At 68.1% G+C, this 17058-nt stretch carries 12 protein-coding genes; 8 read left to right on the forward strand and 4 right to left on the reverse strand.

From position 1 onward, the window contains the following. Position 1 precedes the first annotated feature (1 nt). Together J2X58_RS14510 and J2X58_RS14515 are read right to left on the reverse strand one after the other, a co-directional pair. A complete protein-coding gene (locus J2X58_RS14510; RefSeq protein ID WP_310049021.1) occupies positions 2-1036 on the reverse strand; it encodes an SIS domain-containing protein in 1035 nt (344 codons plus the stop codon). A gap of 16 nt (positions 1037-1052) precedes the next feature. Beyond that, complete coding sequence (locus J2X58_RS14515) at positions 1053-1805, reverse strand: GntR family transcriptional regulator (RefSeq protein ID WP_090059026.1); 753 nt, start codon at positions 1803-1805, stop codon at positions 1053-1055. 233 nt (positions 1806-2038) lie between these two features. Between J2X58_RS14515 and zwf the strand changes: the two genes are divergently transcribed. From zwf to J2X58_RS14540, 5 genes are all read left to right on the forward strand, one after another. After that, positions 2039-3511: a glucose-6-phosphate dehydrogenase gene (zwf, locus tag J2X58_RS14520; protein WP_254779456.1), complete on the forward strand. Its 1473-nt coding sequence runs from the start codon at positions 2039-2041 to the stop codon at positions 3509-3511. Continuing rightward, positions 3508-4209 (forward strand): 6-phosphogluconolactonase, encoded by a 702-nt coding sequence (pgl, locus tag J2X58_RS14525; RefSeq protein WP_310049025.1) that lies wholly within the window; start codon positions 3508-3510, stop codon positions 4207-4209. The genes zwf and pgl overlap by 4 nt, the downstream gene beginning before the upstream one ends. Positions 4210-4336: 127 nt before the next feature. Further along, positions 4337-6148, forward strand: coding sequence for a phosphogluconate dehydratase (gene edd / locus J2X58_RS14530; RefSeq protein ID WP_090175099.1), 1812 nt, complete (start codon positions 4337-4339; stop codon positions 6146-6148). Positions 6149-6164: 16 nt separating this feature from the next. Beyond that, on the forward strand, positions 6165-6815 hold the full coding sequence (gene eda / locus J2X58_RS14535) for a bifunctional 4-hydroxy-2-oxoglutarate aldolase/2-dehydro-3-deoxy-phosphogluconate aldolase (RefSeq protein WP_090059017.1): 651 nt from the start codon (positions 6165-6167) through the stop codon (positions 6813-6815). A 121-nt stretch (positions 6816-6936) separates the two neighbouring features. Beyond that, positions 6937-7788 (forward strand): EamA/RhaT family transporter, encoded by an 852-nt coding sequence (locus J2X58_RS14540; protein ID WP_310049026.1) that lies wholly within the window; start codon positions 6937-6939, stop codon positions 7786-7788. Between the two features lie 16 nt (positions 7789-7804). Here J2X58_RS14540 and J2X58_RS14545 read toward each other — a convergent pair whose 3' ends face one another. Further along, positions 7805-8839 (reverse strand): LacI family DNA-binding transcriptional regulator, encoded by a 1035-nt coding sequence (locus tag J2X58_RS14545; RefSeq protein WP_310049027.1) that lies wholly within the window; start codon positions 8837-8839, stop codon positions 7805-7807. Between the two features lie 65 nt (positions 8840-8904). Continuing rightward, on the reverse strand, positions 8905-10194 hold the full coding sequence (locus J2X58_RS14550; protein ID WP_090059009.1) for a sugar MFS transporter: 1290 nt from the start codon (positions 10192-10194) through the stop codon (positions 8905-8907). 403 nt (positions 10195-10597) lie between these two features. On the opposite strand from J2X58_RS14550, the gene glk reads away from it, so the two are divergent. The 3 genes from glk (at position 10598) to J2X58_RS14565 (ending at position 17044) form a co-directional block, all read left to right on the forward strand. Continuing rightward, positions 10598-11623 (forward strand): glucokinase, encoded by a 1026-nt coding sequence (glk, locus tag J2X58_RS14555; protein WP_310049028.1) that lies wholly within the window; start codon positions 10598-10600, stop codon positions 11621-11623. Positions 11624-11746: 123 nt separating this feature from the next. Then, complete coding sequence (locus tag J2X58_RS14560) at positions 11747-14482, forward strand: TonB-dependent receptor (RefSeq protein ID WP_090059004.1); 2736 nt, start codon at positions 11747-11749, stop codon at positions 14480-14482. A 288-nt stretch (positions 14483-14770) separates the two neighbouring features. Continuing rightward, positions 14771-17044, forward strand: a complete 2274-nt coding sequence (locus tag J2X58_RS14565) for a family 20 glycosylhydrolase (protein ID WP_310049029.1) — start codon at positions 14771-14773, stop codon at positions 17042-17044. Positions 17045-17058: the final 14 nt, after the last annotated feature.

Genomic DNA, 17058 nt, shown 5'->3' on the forward strand with positions numbered 1-17058 from the left:
GCTACACCGTCTCGGTGACCTTGTTCAGGTGCGGCGGCAAGTCGGGGTTGAAGCCGCGTTTCAGCGCGAGCGCGGCGGTGGCGCGGTAAAAACTCTGCACGGTGACGAGCGGCGCGCTGATCGGCGCGGTGGCCACCAGCGGAAGCACGCCCTCGCCCGTGGCGCCCGGCGCGGCGATCCACACCTTCGCGCCGCGCTTGCGGAACTCGGCGGCCACGTCGAGCACGCCGGGCAGCGTGTCGTCGTTCTGCGCGAAGAAGAGCACCGGGAACTCCGGGCCGACGAGGGCCATCGGGCCGTGCTTCACTTCGGCGGAGCTGAAGGCCTCGGCGTGCAGGCCGGAGGTTTCCTTGAACTTCAGCGCGGCTTCGAGCGCCGCCGCGAAGCCGAATCCGCGGCCCACGACGAACAGGTTGTGCGCGTCGACGAGGCCTTCGGTGAGCGCGCTCCAGTCGGCGTCCCAGCCCTGGCGCAGCTGCGCGGGCAACGCGGAGAGCGCGTCGCCGATCGCGGGGTTGCCGCTCCAGCGCGCGGCGATGTGCAGGATCGCGGCGAGCGCGCCGAGGTAGCTCTTGGTCGCCGCCACGCTCTTTTCGGGGCCGGCGTGCAGCGGCACGACGACATCCGCGATGGCGGCCAGCGGCGAATCGACGACGTTGACGAGTGCGACCACCAGCGCGCCGGCCTTCTTCGCGGCCTCGGCGTTGCGGACCAGGTCGGGGCTCTTGCCGGACTGCGACACGGCGACGTACAGCGCGCCCTGGAGGTTCTGCTTCGCGTGGTAGATCGAGGTGACCGACGGCGATGCGGACGCGGTGACGACGCCCAGCTGCGTCTCGAACACGTACTTCGCGTACATGGCGGCGTGATCGGAGCTGCCGCGCGCGCAGGTGATGATCATGCGCGGCGGGTTCGCGCGCAGGCGCTCGGCCAGGGCCGTGACGACCGCCTCGTTGAGCGCGAGCTGCCGCTCGACGACCTCGGCCGTCTCGTGCGCTTCGCGGAACATCAGGGTGTCGTGCGGAGGGATCGTCATGGAATGGTCGTGCCCGTCAGTCGCTCTGCAGTTCCGCGACGAAGTCGTAGATGTCGCCGCGATACCAGGAGCAGGTGAATTCGACGATGCGTCCGTCGTCGAGGAAGCTGCGCCGCTCGATGTTGAGGCCGGCGCTGCCGGCACCGAGGCGAAGCAGGCGAGTCTGCGCCGGCCCGAGGACCACGGCGCGCAGGCGCTGCAACGCGCGCAGCGGCCGGTTGCCGAGCTTGTCGAGCGCTTCGTAGAGCGAATCCTCCACGAGGCCCGGATCGGGCAGGAGATCGAGCGGGACGGCGCTGCGCTCGATGGCGAGCGGCTCGTCCCCGGCGTAGCGCAGACGGTGCAGGCGCACCACCTGCGTGCCCGGCGAGAGATTCATCGCCATGGCCTCTTCGGGCGTGACCTCGCCGATCGCCCTTTCGAAGAACTCCGATCGCGGGTTCAGCCCGCGGGCCCGGAGATCCTCGGTGAAGCTGGTCATGCGCGAGAGCGGCTTGACGATGCGCTCGGAGACGAAGGTGCCCGCGCCGTGGCGCTGGGTCAGCAGGCCGTCTTCCACCAGGCCGCCGATGGCCTTGCGCACCGTGACCCGGGACAGGGTGAGGGCCCTGGCCAGATCGCGTTCGCTCGGCAGGGCGTGGCCGACCTGGACCTCGCCGTTCTCGATCACGTTGCGGATCGCCCGGCGCAGGCGCATGTACGCCAGCGGCTGCCGGACGGCCGGGTCGTTGTGCAGACGCTGGTATTCGGCGACGAGGGCGCTTTCCATGCCGGGAAGATACCAATCCCCGACCACTGGGGCAAGCAGATGCAAGCCCGGCCATACCAGCCGGCCATTCAAACGGTCGTTTGCACGATCTAAATGCACTGTGCAAACGTTTGCGGTGCAGCATGTGGTCTCGAACGGCGGCGAATGGTCGCGTCCAGTGGTACGGGGCTGGTACGTCCTGGTATGTCACTGGTACGATCCGGAGGCATCCGTTCCTGTGTGAGGCCATCGTCGTGAGCGCTCCCCTCCTTCCGATCGAACCGTTCGATCTGGTCATCTTCGGCGGCACCGGCGACCTCGCCGTGCGCAAGCTGCTCCCTGCCATGTACCACCGCTTCGCCGACGGCCAGATCCAGGCGTCGAGCCGCATCATCGGCGTGGCGCGCGAGGGTCTGGACGACGCGGCATATCGCGAGCAGGTCCGCGCCGCGGTCGAAAAGGGTGTGTCGCACGTCGTCCCGGCCCAGCTCGACGCGTTCATCGCGATGATCGGCTATCGCTCGCTCGACGCCCGCAAGGCCGACGGCTGGGACGAGTTCGCCGCGCTGATGGCCGAGAAGGCCGACCACATCCGGGTCTTCTATCTCTCGACGTCGCCGGACATCTTCACCGACATCTGCCAGCGCCTGGGTTCGCTGGGCATGAACGGCGAACGCTCGCGCGTGGTGCTCGAGAAGCCGATCGGCCGCGATCTCGAGAGCGCGAACGCGATCAACGACGCCGTCGCCCGCGTCTTCAGCGAATCGCAGACCTATCGCATCGATCATTACCTCGGCAAGGAAACGGTGCAGAACCTGCTGGCGCTGCGCTTCGGCAACGCGCTGTTCGAGCCGCTGTGGAACGCGCAGCACATCGACCACGTGCAGATCACCGTCGCCGAAACGGTCGGCGTCGGCCATCGCGCCGGGTACTACGATCGCGCCGGCGCGCTGCGCGACATGGTGCAGAACCACATCCTGCAGCTGCTGTGCATGCTCGCCATGGAGCCGCCTTCGTCGCTGGCGCCGGACGCCGTGCGCGACGAGAAGCTCAAGGTGCTGCGTTCGCTGCGCCCGATCGACGCCCGTAACGCGGCCCAGCTCACGGTGCGCGGCCAGTACCGCGCCGGCGCCGCCGAGGGCCAGGGCGTGCCGGGGTATTCCGACGAGCTCGGCAGCGACCAGTCCCGTACCGAAACCTTCGTCGCCCTCAAAGCGGAGATCGGCAACTGGCGCTGGGCGGGCGTGCCGTTCTACCTGCGTACCGGCAAGCGGCTCCCGAGCCGCGTGTCGGAAATCGTGGTGACGTTCCGCCAGCTGCCGCATTCCATCTTCGATCCGACCAGCGGCCCGCTGCTGCCCAACCGCCTGACGCTGCGCCTGCAGCCGGACGAGGGTGTGAAGCTGTGGCTGACGATCAAGCATCCTGGACCGGGCGGACTGCGCCTGCGCCACGTGCCGCTCGACATGAGCTTCGCGGCGGCGTTCGGCGTGCAGCAGCCCGACGCCTACGAGCGGCTCATCCTCGACGTCGTGCGTGGCAATCCGACCCTGTTCATGCGTCGCGACGAGGTCGAGGCGGCATGGAAGTGGGCCGGCCCCATCCTCGACGCGTGGGAAGCCAGCGGCGACACGCCGAAGCCGTATACCGCGGGCACCTGGGGTCCGAGCGCCGCCGTGGCGCTCATCGAACGCGATGGCCGTACCTGGGCCGAGGATGCCGCATGAACGCCAAGATCGAACGCCATGAATTCACCGACAAGCTGTCGCTCGCCGACCAGCTCGCGCGCGACGTCGCCGCGAAGCTGAAGCAGGCCATCGATGCGCGAGGCAAGGCCACGCTCGCCGTCTCCGGCGGCAGCACGCCGAAGATGATGTTCGCCGTGCTCGCCGAGCAGGAGATCGACTGGTCGAAGGTCGCCATCACGCTCGTCGACGAGCGCTGGGTCGACGTCGACAGCGAGCGTTCGAACGCTCGCCTGGTGGCGGCCCACCTGCTCCACCACGAGGCCCACGCGGCCACCTTCCTGCCGCTGTTCGACAAGGCGCACGCGGACGACGTGGACAAGGCGCTGGGCGCGGTCGGCGCGCGCATCGACGCGCTGGGCCTGCCGTTCGACGTCGTGATCCTCGGCATGGGTGGCGACGGGCATACCGCGTCGTTCTTCCCCGGCGGCGACAACCTCGCGGAGGCGCTCGATCCGAAGGGCACGAAGACGGTGCTGTCGATGCGCGCGCCGGACGCCGGCGAGCCGCGCATCACGCTGACGCTGCCGAAGGTGCTCGATACGCGCGCGCTCTACGTGCATATCGAAGGCGCCGACAAGAAGGACATCCTCGCGAAAGCCCAGGCCGGTGAGGATTACCCCATCGGCGCCGTGCTGAAGAACGCGAAGGGCCCGGTCGAGGTCTACTGGGCGCCGTAACCACCCATGCCTTACCGCCGCGCGGGACACGCGCGGCAACGGGTCGTCCCGGCGCCGTGCCGGCGATCCACCCGACAGTCCCGTGCCGGCGCGGCGCGGGGCGCGGTCAAAGCCTCAGGAACATGCCATGACCACCCATCCCATCCTCGCCGAGGTGACCCGGCGCATCGTGGAGCGTAGCCGCGAATCGCGTGCCGCGTACCTCGCCAAGATCGACGCCGCGCGCGGCAAGGGCGCGAAGCGCCATCACCTCTCGTGCGGCAACCTCGCGCATGGCTTCGCCGCATGCGCCGAGAAGGACAAGGACGCGCTGCGCAACGGCCACGCCGCGAACATCGCGATCGTCACGTCGTACAACGACATGCTTTCGGCGCACCAGCCTTACGAGCGCTATCCGGAGCTGATCCGGCGCACGGCGCGCGACTTCGGCGCCACCGCGCAGGTCGCCGGCGGCGTGCCCGCGATGTGCGACGGCGTCACGCAGGGCCGTCCGGGCATGGAGCTGTCGCTGTTCTCGCGCGACCTCATCGCCATGGCCACCGCGGTATCGCTCTCGCACGACATGTACGAAGGCGCGTTGTACCTCGGCATCTGCGACAAGATCGTGCCGGGCATGCTGATCGGCGCGCTCAGCTTCGGTCACCTCGCGTCCGCGTTCGTGCCGTCGGGCCCGATGCCGTCGGGCATTCCGAACGAGGAGAAGTCGAAGGTTCGCCAGGCGTTCGCCGCGGGCAAGGCCACGCGCGCCGAACTTCTCGAGGCGGAAGCACGCTCGTACCACGGCTCGGGCACCTGCACGTTCTACGGCACGGCGAACTCCAACCAGATGCTGATGGAGATCATGGGGCTGCACCTTCCGGGTGCGAGCTTCGAGGCGCCGGATACGCCGCTGCGCGACGCGCTGACGCGCGCGACGGTCGAACGCGTGCTCGCCATCGACTCGCTCGGCGACCAGTACCTGCCGCTCGGCCACATCGTCGACGAGCGCTCGGTCGTCAACGGCGTCGTCGGCCTGCACGCCACCGGCGGCTCCACGAATCATCTGCTGCACCTCGTCGCCATCGCGCGCGCCGCCGGCGTGGAACTGCGCTGGGACGACTTCGACGCGCTTTCCGCGGTGGTGCCGCTGCTCGCGCGGGTCTATCCGAACGGTTACGCCGACGTGAACCATTTCCACGAGGCCGGCGGCATGGGCTTCCTGATGGACCAGCTGCTCGACGCGGGCCTGCTGCACGCCGACGTCAACACGATCATGGGTCCGGGCCTGCACCACTACCGCAATGCGCCGTCGCTCGAGGGCGACACGCTGGTGTGGAAGCCGGTATCGAAGGAGAGCGGCAACCGTGGCGTGCTGCGCTCGATCGCGGAGCCGTTCCGCCAGGACGGCGGCCTGCGCATGCTCAAGGGTAACGTCGGCCGCGGCGTCATCAAGGTGTCGTCGGTGCCGGAAGACCGCATGGTCGTCGAGGCGCCGGCCATCGTGTTCGACGAGCAGGACGACGTGAAGGCCGCTTTCGACCGCGGCGAGCTGGATCGCGACTTCGTCGCGGTCGTGCGCTTCCAGGGTCCGCGCGCTCGCGGCATGCCCGAACTGCACAAGCTCACGCCGACGCTCAGCCTCCTGCAGGACCGCGGCCACCGCGTCGCGCTGGTGACCGATGGACGCATGTCGGGCGCGTCGGGCCGCGTGCCCGCGGCCATCCACGTCACGCCGGAAGCCGAGGCGGGCGGTCCGATCGCGCGCATCCGCACGGGCGACCTCGTCCGCCTCGATGCCAACGAAGGCACGATCGAGGTGCTCGTCGACGCCGACGAATGGAACAGCCGCATTCCCGACAACGTCGACCTGGCCGTGCACCACACGGGCATGGGCCGCGAACTCTTCGCCATGTTCCGCCAGTCCGCCGTCACGGCCGACCTCGGTGCGGGCGTCTTCTGATCCACCGGAGTAGCAGATGAGCAACGAAGCAAAGCAGCAGCGCGTCGAATCCACCCTGCGCCTCGCGCCGGTCGTCCCCGTCGTGATCATCGAGGACGCGTCGAAGGCCGTGGGCATGGCGCGCGCGCTCGTGGCCGGCGGTATCCCGGCCATCGAGGTGACGCTGCGCACGCCTGCCGCCCTGGACGCCGTGCGCGCGATCGCCGCGGAAGTGGAAGGCGCGTTCGTCGGCGTGGGCACCGTGCTCACCGCGCGCGACCTCGACAACGCGCTCAAGGCCGGCGCGAAGTTCGCCGTGTCGCCGGGCAGCGCGCCGCGCCTGCTCGATGCCGCCGACGACTCCGAACTCCCGCTGCTGCCGGGCGCCGCCACGTCCAGCGAGGCAATGGAACTGCTCGAACGCGGATACCGCTTCCAGAAGTTCTTTCCGGCCGTTCCCGCCGGCGGCGCGAAGCTGATCGGCGCCTGGGCCAGCCCCCTGCCGCAGATCCGTTTCTGCCCGACCGGCGGCATCAGCCTCGCCAACGCCGGCGATTTCCTCAGCCTGCCGAACGTCGCCTGCGTCGGAGGCTCTTGGCTCACCCCCGCGGACAAGCTCGCGTCGTCGGACTGGGCGGGTATCGAGGCACTGGCGCGCGAAGCGGCGCAGCTGCCGCGCAAGGGCTGAACATTCGCTACGATCGGCTCCCATCCTTCCGGAGGGTGGGAGCCGATCGTATCGGCGATTGGCGCATGAGGGCCCATGATCCTGTGCCATTCTCGCGACCTTCGACACTCTCTACGCCGCCATGACCTACATCCTCCTCGCGGTCGCCTTCAGCGTGACCGTCTCGGTGCTGCTCAAGCTCGCCCGGCGCGCCAACGTCGACATCGTGCAGGCCGTCGCGACGAACTACGTCGTCGCCGCGGCGCTCGCCGCGCTGCTGCTGGGCGCGACGCCGCGCGCCGCGCTCGAAGCCCGCGCCACCTGGGCACCGCTCGTCCTGCTCGGCGTGCTGCTCCCCGCGATCTTCCTGGTACTCGCACGCTCCGTGCGCAGCGCGGGCATCGTGCGGACGGACGTGGCGCAACGGCTGTCGTTGTTCGTCTCGCTGTTCGCCGCCTTCGCGTTCCTCGGCGACACGCTGACCGGGCCGAAGATCGCCGGCATCCTGCTGGCGCTGGTCGCCGTCGCGTGCGTGCTGTGGCGCAAGGATCGCGGCACGGCAGCGCAAGGCGGCCTGCTCGCGCCGCTGGCCGTGTTCGCGGGCTTCGGCGCCATCGACATCAGCTTCAAGCTCGTCGCGCAGGCGGGCGCGCCGTTCGCCAGCGCCCTGCTCGCCTCCTTCCTGATCGCGATGGTGCTCTGCTGGATCGCCGTGATCGTGCGTGCCGCCATGGGCACGGCGCCCGTCGCGATGCGCAGCATCGGCTTCGGCGCCCTGCTCGGCGTCGCCAACTTCGCCAACATCCTGTTCTACGTGCGTGGCCACCAGGCCCTGCCCGATTCGCCGTCGCTGGTGTTCGCGGCGATGAACGTCGGTGTCGTGGTGCTCGGCGCGCTGGTCGGCGCGCTCGGCTTCCGCGAGAAGCTCTCGTGGCTGAACTGGCTCGGTCTCGCCATCGCCATCGCGGCGATCGGCGTGATGACCACGGCGTAAGCGGCGCGACGCTCCGCTAGGCCTGCAGCCGCCGCGGCGCCGTCGAGCCGCGCACGACGAGATCGGGGCTGAAGCCCTCGTTCTCGATGATGTGGTGGTCGCCCTCGCGTTCGATCTCCGCGATCAGTCGCTGCGCGGCGTGGCGGCCGATCTCCTCGGTGTTCTGCCGCGCGGTCGTGAGCGCGGGCCACGACTGCTTCGAGAACGGGCTGTCCTCGAAGCCGGCGATGGAGAGTTCCCACGGCACGTCGACACCGCCCGAGCGCGCGGCGGCGAGCACGCCCGCCGCGATCTCGTCGTTCGAACCGAAGATGGCCGTCGGCGGCTCCTTCAGCGCGAGCAGCTTGCGCGCGCCGCGGAATCCGTCGTCGAAGGAATAGTCGCCCTCGACCACCAGGCGCTTGTCGACGGCGATGCCGTAGGCGCGCAGCGCGTCTTCGTAGCCTTTGTAGCGCTCCGGGCTGGAACGATGCTCCTTGCCGCCCCAGAGGAAGCCGATGCGCTGGTGACCCAGCTGGATCAGGTGTTCGGTGATCGCGTAGGCCGCGTCGCGGTCGTCGACGAAGACGCAGGGCCAGCCGTCCTTCGGATCCTGCCGCGCGGAAATGATCCGCACGAACGGCACCTTCTGTTCGGTCAGCGCGGCAAGCAGCGCCGGTTGCTCGGACATCGGCGGACAGAGCACGAGCCCGGCCAGTCGGTTGCGCCGCACGAGGTCGCCGAGCTGGTCCGCCAGGCGCGCCGCCGAGGCGTCGCAGGGATGGATCTGGAGGCCGAAACCGCGCTCGCGGCACACCGAGAGCACGCCGTTCTGCATCGCGATGACGTAATGGGCGTTCGGGTTGTCGTAGACCAGGCCCAGGGCGTACGTGCGCTGGCTGCGCAGGCTCCGCGCCGCCTGGTCGGGCTGGTAGTCGAGCGCTTCGATCGCGCGCTGTACCCGGTCGCGCGTCCGCGCGTGCACGGATGGCTCGTGGTTGATGACGCGGGAGACGGTCTTGAGCGACACGCCGGCCCGCTCGGCCACGTCCTTGATGGTAGGACTACGCAATCTGATCGACCCCTCGATGGCGGAACGGCCATCCTAGCGGATGGCCGTTGCGGCGCGAATACGGTTCACTTCTTCAGGTGCTGCCCGATCCGGTGCCCGACGGCGCCGTAGAAGAGGATGTACAGGTAGCAGACCGCCATGATCACCAGGAACACGGCCTGGAAGTTGTAGACCTGCTTCAGGTGGGCGAAGACCAGCGGCACGATGGCGCCACCCGCGATACCCATGATGAGGAACGCGGAGCCGAACTCGGTCAGGCGCCCCAGGCCCTTGATCGCGAGCGGGAAGATCGCCGGCCACATCATGGCGTTGGCGAAGCCGAGCGCGGCCACGAAGGCCACCGAGGTGTAGCCGGTGGTCACGTAGGTGCCGATGGAGAAGAGCACGCCGAGCACCGCCGAGATCGCGAGGTAGGTGTGCTGGGAGACGAACTTCGGGATAAGCACGAGGCCGGCCACGTAGCCGAGCAGCATCGCGAAGAGCGTGTAGGAGGTGAAGTGCTTGGTGTCTTCCGGCGTCATGCCGAAGCCCTGGCCGTAGGTGCCGATCGCATCGCCGGCCATCACTTCCACGCCCACGTACACGAACAGGCAGAGCACGCCGAGCCACAGGTGCGGGAAGCTGAAGAGGCTGCCCTTGTCGTGGCCGATGGCGCGCTCGGAGTTGTCGTGCGACGCGCGGATTTCCGGCAACGACGAACGCACGACCCAGACGGCCAGCACGACCAGCAGGCCGGCCATCACCATGTACGGCATGTGCACCTTCGCCGCGAACGCGTTGAGCAGGGCCTCGCGCTCCACCGGATCGGTGGCCGCCGCGATCTGCTTGTCGAACGTGCCGATGTTGCTCATCACCACCGCGCCGAACACGAACGGGGCGAGGAAGCCGGCGGCCTTGTTGCAGATGCCCATGAAGGCGATGCGCTGTGCCGCGCTGTCGATCGGGCCGAGGATGGAGATGTACGGATTGGAGGCCGTCTGCAGCAGCGACAGGCCGGCGCCGATGACGAACAGGCCCGTGAGCGCGCCGGGGTAGACGCGCATCGTCACGAACTGGCCGAACATCACGGCGCCGATGGCCATGACGAAGAGTCCGAGCCCCATGCCCTTCTTCATGCCCGTCTTCTTCAGGATGAACGACGAGGGCAGGGCGAGGAAGAAGTACGAGAGGTAGAACGCGCTGGGCACCAGGAAGGCGCCGACGTCGTCGAGGTCGAAGGCGAGCTTGACGAAGGTGATCAGCGGGCCGTTCAGCCACGTCACGAAGCCGAAGATGAAGAACAGCACGCCGATGATGATCATCGGGATCAGGCTGGAATGACGCGTCTCGTCGACGCCAACCACTGTGGATGACATGGATGGTTTCCCTCTGGATGAATGTCGCATCGATGACGGCGACACCGCCGGATGCTCCCCGATTTGTCCCTTTATCGACCTGCATGCACAACGTTGTCAATCGCCCCGGCGCGCCCGCCCATGACCTGTGGCACGGCGCGCCACTTTCGATGCCGCGCCGCGTCAAGCCCTTGATCCGTCATCCCGAACCCCGCGCCAAGCGCGGCCACGCCTGCTTCCGGTCGCGGCGCCCCCGCCGCGCGCAAACGTTTCCTGTTGCGGTGCGTTATGGAATCCGCCCTGTCTCGGCCATTTGTCCGGTTGACAACGTTGTCATCGGCAAAACAGACTCGGCTCCGACAAGGGGCGCCGTCCACCGTTCGGGTGACGACGCGAGAGCGGGTCAGGGCAGAAGGGGCAGGGCGTGGGCGAATCGGCCAAGCAGCGGGATCTCGTGCGTGCGTCGCGGACCGGGGCGTTTCTCGCCGCGGACGTGGGCGGGACGCATGCCCGTATCGGCCTCGTCCGTCGTGCCGCCGGCTCTACCGCCATCGACGTCCTGCGCTACGAACGCTACGCCTGCGCCGAATGGCCCAGCCTGACCGCGGTGCTTCGCGACTTCGTCGGTCACCTCGAGGGCGAGCAGGCGATCGAGCACTGCGCGGTCGCCAGCGCGGGCTATGTCCTCGGCGATGCCATCGTCAACGAGAACCTGCCCTGGCCGGTGTCGATCGGCGACATCCGCGAGTCGCTGGGTCTGGCGGGCCTCGCCGTGGTCAACGACTTCGAAGCCGTCGCCTACGCCTGCCAGTTCCTGCAGAGCCACGAAACCACGCCGATCATCGCCACCGACGCCGCACCGGCGGAGGGCCCGATCCTCGTGATGGGTCCCGGCACGGGCCTCGGCTCCGCGGTGCTGCTGCCCGGAAAGCCGCATTGCACGGTGCTGCCGACCGAGGCCGGACAGATTTCCCTCGCGCCCGGCAACGCGCGCGAGGTCGCGATCCTGGGCGAGCTCGCCCGGACGCGCGATTACGTCTCGTACGAGGCCGCCCTTTCGGGCCCCGGCCTCGTCAATCTCTATCGGGCCATTTCCACGCTGGGCGGCACGGCCGCCACGCTGGCCGAACCCGCCGCCGTCACCGCGGCCGCGCTCGAGGGCAGCGATGCCGCGGCGACGGAAGCGCTCGACGTGTTCTGCGGGCTGCTCGGCAGCTTCGTGGGCGACCTGGCCATGCTCTACGGCGCCCGCGGCGGCGTGTACCTCGCCGGCGGCATCCTGCCGCAGGTGCGGGACCACCTCATCGCCAGCAGCTTCGCCAACAGGTTCTTCAACAAGGGCGTCATGCGCGCCTTTCTCCAGCAAGTGCCGGTACGTCTGATGGACCACGGACAGTTGGGTGTGATCGGTGCCGCCGGTCTCTACCTGCACGGTTCGACCGCTCATTGAAGAGCGGCGAAAGGAACGTAGGGCGTCGTTCGAAAAACCGGGTCGAAAGACCCTTCGATAGCAACGAGGCACGGCGCGGCCGCGAAACCCGTCGTCGCCTTCATCCTCTGAGGGGAGGACATCATGTCGCATCGTAGAAACCTGCTGACGGCGAGCATCATCGCCGGCCTGTGCTGTATCACCGGAACCGTCGCCGCGCAGGACGCGTCCGGCGCGACGGCGAAGCCGCAGACCGCCCAGGAGAAAGCCGAGGCCGCCAAGGCGGCCGAACTCGAGGGCATCACCGTCACCGGCATCCGTGCCAGCCTCGAGAAGTCGCTCGACACCAAGCGCAACGCCGACGCCGTCGTCGAAGCCGTCACCGCCGAGGACATCGGCAAGTTCCCGAACACCAACGTCGCCGAGGCGATGACGCAGATCCCCGGCGTCACCATCGATCGCCAGTTCGGCCAGGGCGATCGCGTGTCGATCGACGGCACGGATCCCAGCCTCAACCTCACGTTCCTCAACGGCCAGCCGATCTCGCAGACGCCGTGGCAGTACGGCGCGCAGCCCAACCGCGGCTTCGACTTCACCATGCTCGCGCCGGAAATCGTGGGTCGCCTCGAGGTGTACAAGTCGCCGGAAGCGCGCCTTCCCGAAGGCAGCCTCGGCGGCACGATCCTGCTCCACACGCTCAAGCCGCTCGACCTGCCGGCGAACACGATCCGTGGCTCGTTCGGCCTGAACTACAACGACCAGGGCACCGCGGGCACGCGCCCGAACGCGTCGGCGCTGTACAGCTGGAAAGACGCCAACAACATCTTCGGCATGATCGCCTCGATCCAGCACTTCGAGGAGAAGATCGATCGCCAGGGCTTCGAGATCTTCAGCTACAGCCCGGTGTCGAAGTGGGCGCCGAGCCCGGCCGTGGCCGCCGGCATCGCCAACGGCACGCTCGATCCCAACGCGATGGTGCCGGACGAAGTGAACTCGGCATGGTTCCAGCAGAAGCGCAAGCGCGACACCGCGACCCTGGGCTTCCAGATCCATCCGACGAACAACTGGGACATCGACATCAACAACCTGTTCGTCCGGGAGAACTTCGACAACTGGAACCAGTCGCTGTATCCGTTCACCGGCGCGACGCCGGGTAACGTCACCAGCTTCATCCAGGGCCCGAACGGCGTCGTGACCGGCGGTCACGTCTGCGGCAACGATTCGCCGAACTGCCCGGCCATCGCGCAGGGCACCTTCGACAGCAACATCCGCAAGTCGGTCGTCCGCACGTCGGCGTTCGACCTGAAGTCGGAATACCGCGGCGAAGGCTGGAAGCTGGGCGGCGCGGCGGGCTACAGCAAGGCGCGCAACGACAACATCTCCCAGGCGGTGATGGAGCCGGTGTACGCCGGCGGCTACACCTGGGACATCAACCGCGGCTTCAACTTCGACAACCCGGCGGCCGCGCGCGATCCGGCGAACTGGCACATGGGCGACGTCGACGGCCTCGGCGGCTGGCCCGGCAACTATGGCGACTACTCGGCCAGCTCGCGCGATACGTACGGTCAGCTCGACTTCTCGAAGTACTTCGACTCGTTCTTCAACGAAATCGCCGTTGGCTACCGCTGGAACCGTCACGAAGAAGGCATGCAGGCGCACGTCTACGGCGGCAACGCCCCGACGAACCTCGCCGAGCTCGGCACCAGCGGCTACACCGACACGCTCGACGCGTTCGGTGGCGCGCTGAACGGATCGTCCAGCCACATCATCCCGGATCGCGACGCGCAGTACGCGTGGGTGCGCAACACGAACCAGGGCAGGGAAGATCCAGGCACGTACCTCAACGGCACGTACAAGCTGATCGAGAAGACGAACGCGGCGTATATCCAGGCCAACTTCGCCGGCGGCGGCTTCCACGGTAACGTGGGCGTCCGCTATGTCGACACCAAGACCGACGGCACCGGCTTCAACTACAGCGGCGCCCCGGTCCTGCCGGCTCCCGCGGGTTCGTGGCAGACGTCGTCGCGCACGACGAAGAACTGGCTGCCGAGCCTCAACGTGGCGTACGACCTCACCGACGACGTCGTGCTGCGCGCGGCGGCCGCCAAGGTCATCGCCCGTCCGCCGTACAACATGCAGGTGAACAACCTGTTCCTCAACGACTCGGTGCTCACCGGCTCGGGTGGCAACCCCGACCTGAAGAACTACAAGTCGAAGAACTACTCGCTCGCCGCGGAGTGGTATTTCGCCCCGCAGTCGTACCTCGCCATCACCGGGTTCTACAAGCAGATCGACAACTACACCGTCGTCGACTCCGCCAACGAAACCCAGTTCAACTCCGGCCTGCAGAACGATCCGACGACGTTCGCACGCCAGGTGGCGCAGGGCCTCTGCACGCCGGACGGGTTCTGCACGTACTCGATCAGCCGTCCGCGCAACACCGGGTCCGGCAAGGTGCGCGGCGGCAGCGTCAGCTACCAGCAGGCGTTCTGGGATACGGGCTTCGGCGTCACGGCGAACTACACCTACGCCAAGGGCACGCTGGATTCGGGTGGCGCGCTGCCGTACAACTCGAAGAACTCGTACTCGGTGAGCCCGTACTACGAAATGGGCCCGTTCAGCGCCCGCATCACGTACAACTGGCGCAGCAAGTACCTCGCGGGCGGCTACATCGCCGGCGCGCCGCCGGCCACCACGGCCGACTACGGCGACCTCGGCGCCACGCTCGGCTGGAAGCTCAACCAGCAGGTGTCGTTCACGCTCGCGGGCATGAACCTCACCAACGAGAAGTACAAGCAGTACCTCGGCGTCACCTCGATGCCGGCGGCGAAGTACACCACGGGCCGCCGCTACATGGCCTCGGTGCATTTCGACCTCTGACACACGCGACGGAACGCGGCCACGGACGGCCGCGAACGCGATACCTCGATGCTTCATTCCCCTCGGGCCCGACGCCTCTTCATCGGGCCCGTTTTTTTGCCTCTCCGAGTTCCTCGTGACAGCGCCGCCTTCGTAGGAGCGCGCCCTGCGCGCGACATCCTTTGAGGCCGGGCGCTCAGGTCCGGATGCTCCCGCGAGGAGATGTCGCGCGCAAGGCGCGCTCCTACGAGTAGCGGCCGCACGATTTCCCAGCCACAATCGAACGACTACGACGACAAGGATCCCCCGATGCGCCGAATCCTCCTCCTCGCGATGGCCGCCGGCCTTGCCGCATGCGCCAGCCAACCGAAACAGGAGGCCGCACCGGTCGACACCGCGCCACTCTCGCTGATTCCCATGCCGGCGCAGGTGCAGCGCGTTCCCGGTCATTTCCGCCTCGATGCGATGACCACGATCGGCGTCGCGGCGGGCGACACGCAGGCGAAGCACGTCGCGACGCAGCTGCAGGGATGGATCCGCCAGGCGCGCGGCATCACACCCGCGATCGTCGAAGGCAAGGGCAAAGGCGGTATCTCGCTCGCGACCGTGTCGACGGTGAAGGGCCGCGAGGCGTACACGCTGGACGTCGACGGCAACGGCGTGCGCATCGCCGCGAACGACGAAACCGGTCTCTTCTATGGCGCCGTCACGTACTGGCAGCTGCTGACCGATCCCGCCGCGCAGAACGGCGTGCCGGGCGTGCACATCGTCGACGCGCCGCGATTCGAATGGCGCGGGCTGATGCTCGATTCGAGCCGTCATTTCCAGTCCGTGAGCGACATCGAGCACCTGCTCGACCAGATGGCGATGCACAAGCTCAACACGTTCCACTGGCACCTGACCGACGACCAGGGCTGGCGCCTGCAGATTGAGAAATACCCGAAGCTCACGGAAACCGGCGCGTGCCGCAAGACCGTGGGTCCGGACGTCGCGCTCACCGGCGACGTCGACAAGCCGTATTGCGGCTTCTACACGCAGGACGAGGCGAAGCAGATCGTCGCGTACGCCGCCGAGCGTCACATCACCGTGGTGCCGGAGATCGAGATGCCCGGTCACGCGCAGGCGGCGGTGGCGTCGTATCCGAAGGTCGGCGCCGGCGCGAAGAAGCTCGGCGTCTCGACGGACTGGGGCGTCAACACCGCGCTGTACAACGTCGACGATGGCACGTTCACGTTCCTGCAGGACGTGCTCGACGAGGTGATGGCGATCTTCCCGTCGACGTACATCCACGTCGGTGGCGACGAAGCGGCGAAGGATGAATGGGAGCGCTCGAAGACGGTGCAGGCGAAGATGAAATCGCTGGGCATCGACGACGAGGAGAAGATGCAGGGCTGGTTCATCGCGCGCATCGGCACGTACCTCGACAAGCACGGCCGGCGCCTGATCGGCTGGGATGAAATCCTCGACGGCGACGTGCCCGCCAGCGCCACCGTGATGTCGTGGCGCGGCACCGCCGGCGCGATCAAGGCCGCGAACGCCGGCCACGATGTCGTCATGGCGCCGTCGCCGACGCTCTACCTCGACCGCCTGCAGTCGACGCTGCCCGACGAGCCGCCGGGCCGTCCGTCGGAGCAGACGCTGAAGACCCTCTACGATTTCGACCCGGTGCCGACGGAGATCGCCGCGAACAAGGCGAACCACGTGCTCGGCGCGCAGGTCACGGTGTTCACCGAATACCTGCCGAACTGGTATCGCACCCAGCATGCGATCTTCCCGCGCATCGCCGCGCTCGCCGAGCGCACGTGGTCGCCGAAGGCCGACTGGAACGGCTTCGTCGCGCGCCTGCCGGCGCAGATGTCCCGCTATCGCTCGGCAGGCATCGTGCCTTCCGACGGCGCGTTCGCCGTGGCGATCGCCGCCGATGGCGCGCCCGATGGCAAGGCGAAGGTCACGCTGTCGAACCAGACCGGTTACGGCACGCTCCGTTATACGATCGACGGCTCCGCGCCCACCGCGCAGTCCGCCGAGTACACGGCGCCGTTCGATGTCGATCTGCCGACCACCGTGCGCGCGAACGCGTTCGCCGGCGGTTTCGGGCTCGCGGGGCCGCGCGATCGCGAGATCGATGCGAAGTCGCTGCTGCGCCGGACGAGCGACGAACTCGACATGTGCGGCGACAAGCTCGTGCTGCGCCTCGAGTCGCCGAACGCCGTCGATGGCAAGCGGCCGGTCTACAAGGTCGACATCATGGACACGTGCTGGAAGTGGAAGAACGTGAAGCTGGATGGGCGTTACGGCGTGTCCGTCACGGTCGACCGCCTTCCGTACAACTACGCGCTGTGGAAGGACGCCGCCGGCATCGTCTCGCGCAAGGCGCGCTCGGCCGCGGGCGAGCTCGAAGTGCGCCAGGACACGTGCGACGGTCCGAAGCTGACGACGATTCCGCTGGCCAAGGCGAAGGACGGCCGCGCCACGCTGGACGGCATCCTGCCCAAGCGCGAAGGCACGCACGACCTGTGCTTCGTGATCACGGGCAAACCGGGGCCGAAGCTGTGGGTGCTGGGCGACGTGCAGCTGCGCTGACGGGTTCGTGCAGG

This window comes from Luteibacter sp. 3190 (assembly GCF_031456385.1).
Lineage (GTDB): Bacteria > Pseudomonadota > Gammaproteobacteria > Xanthomonadales > Rhodanobacteraceae > Luteibacter.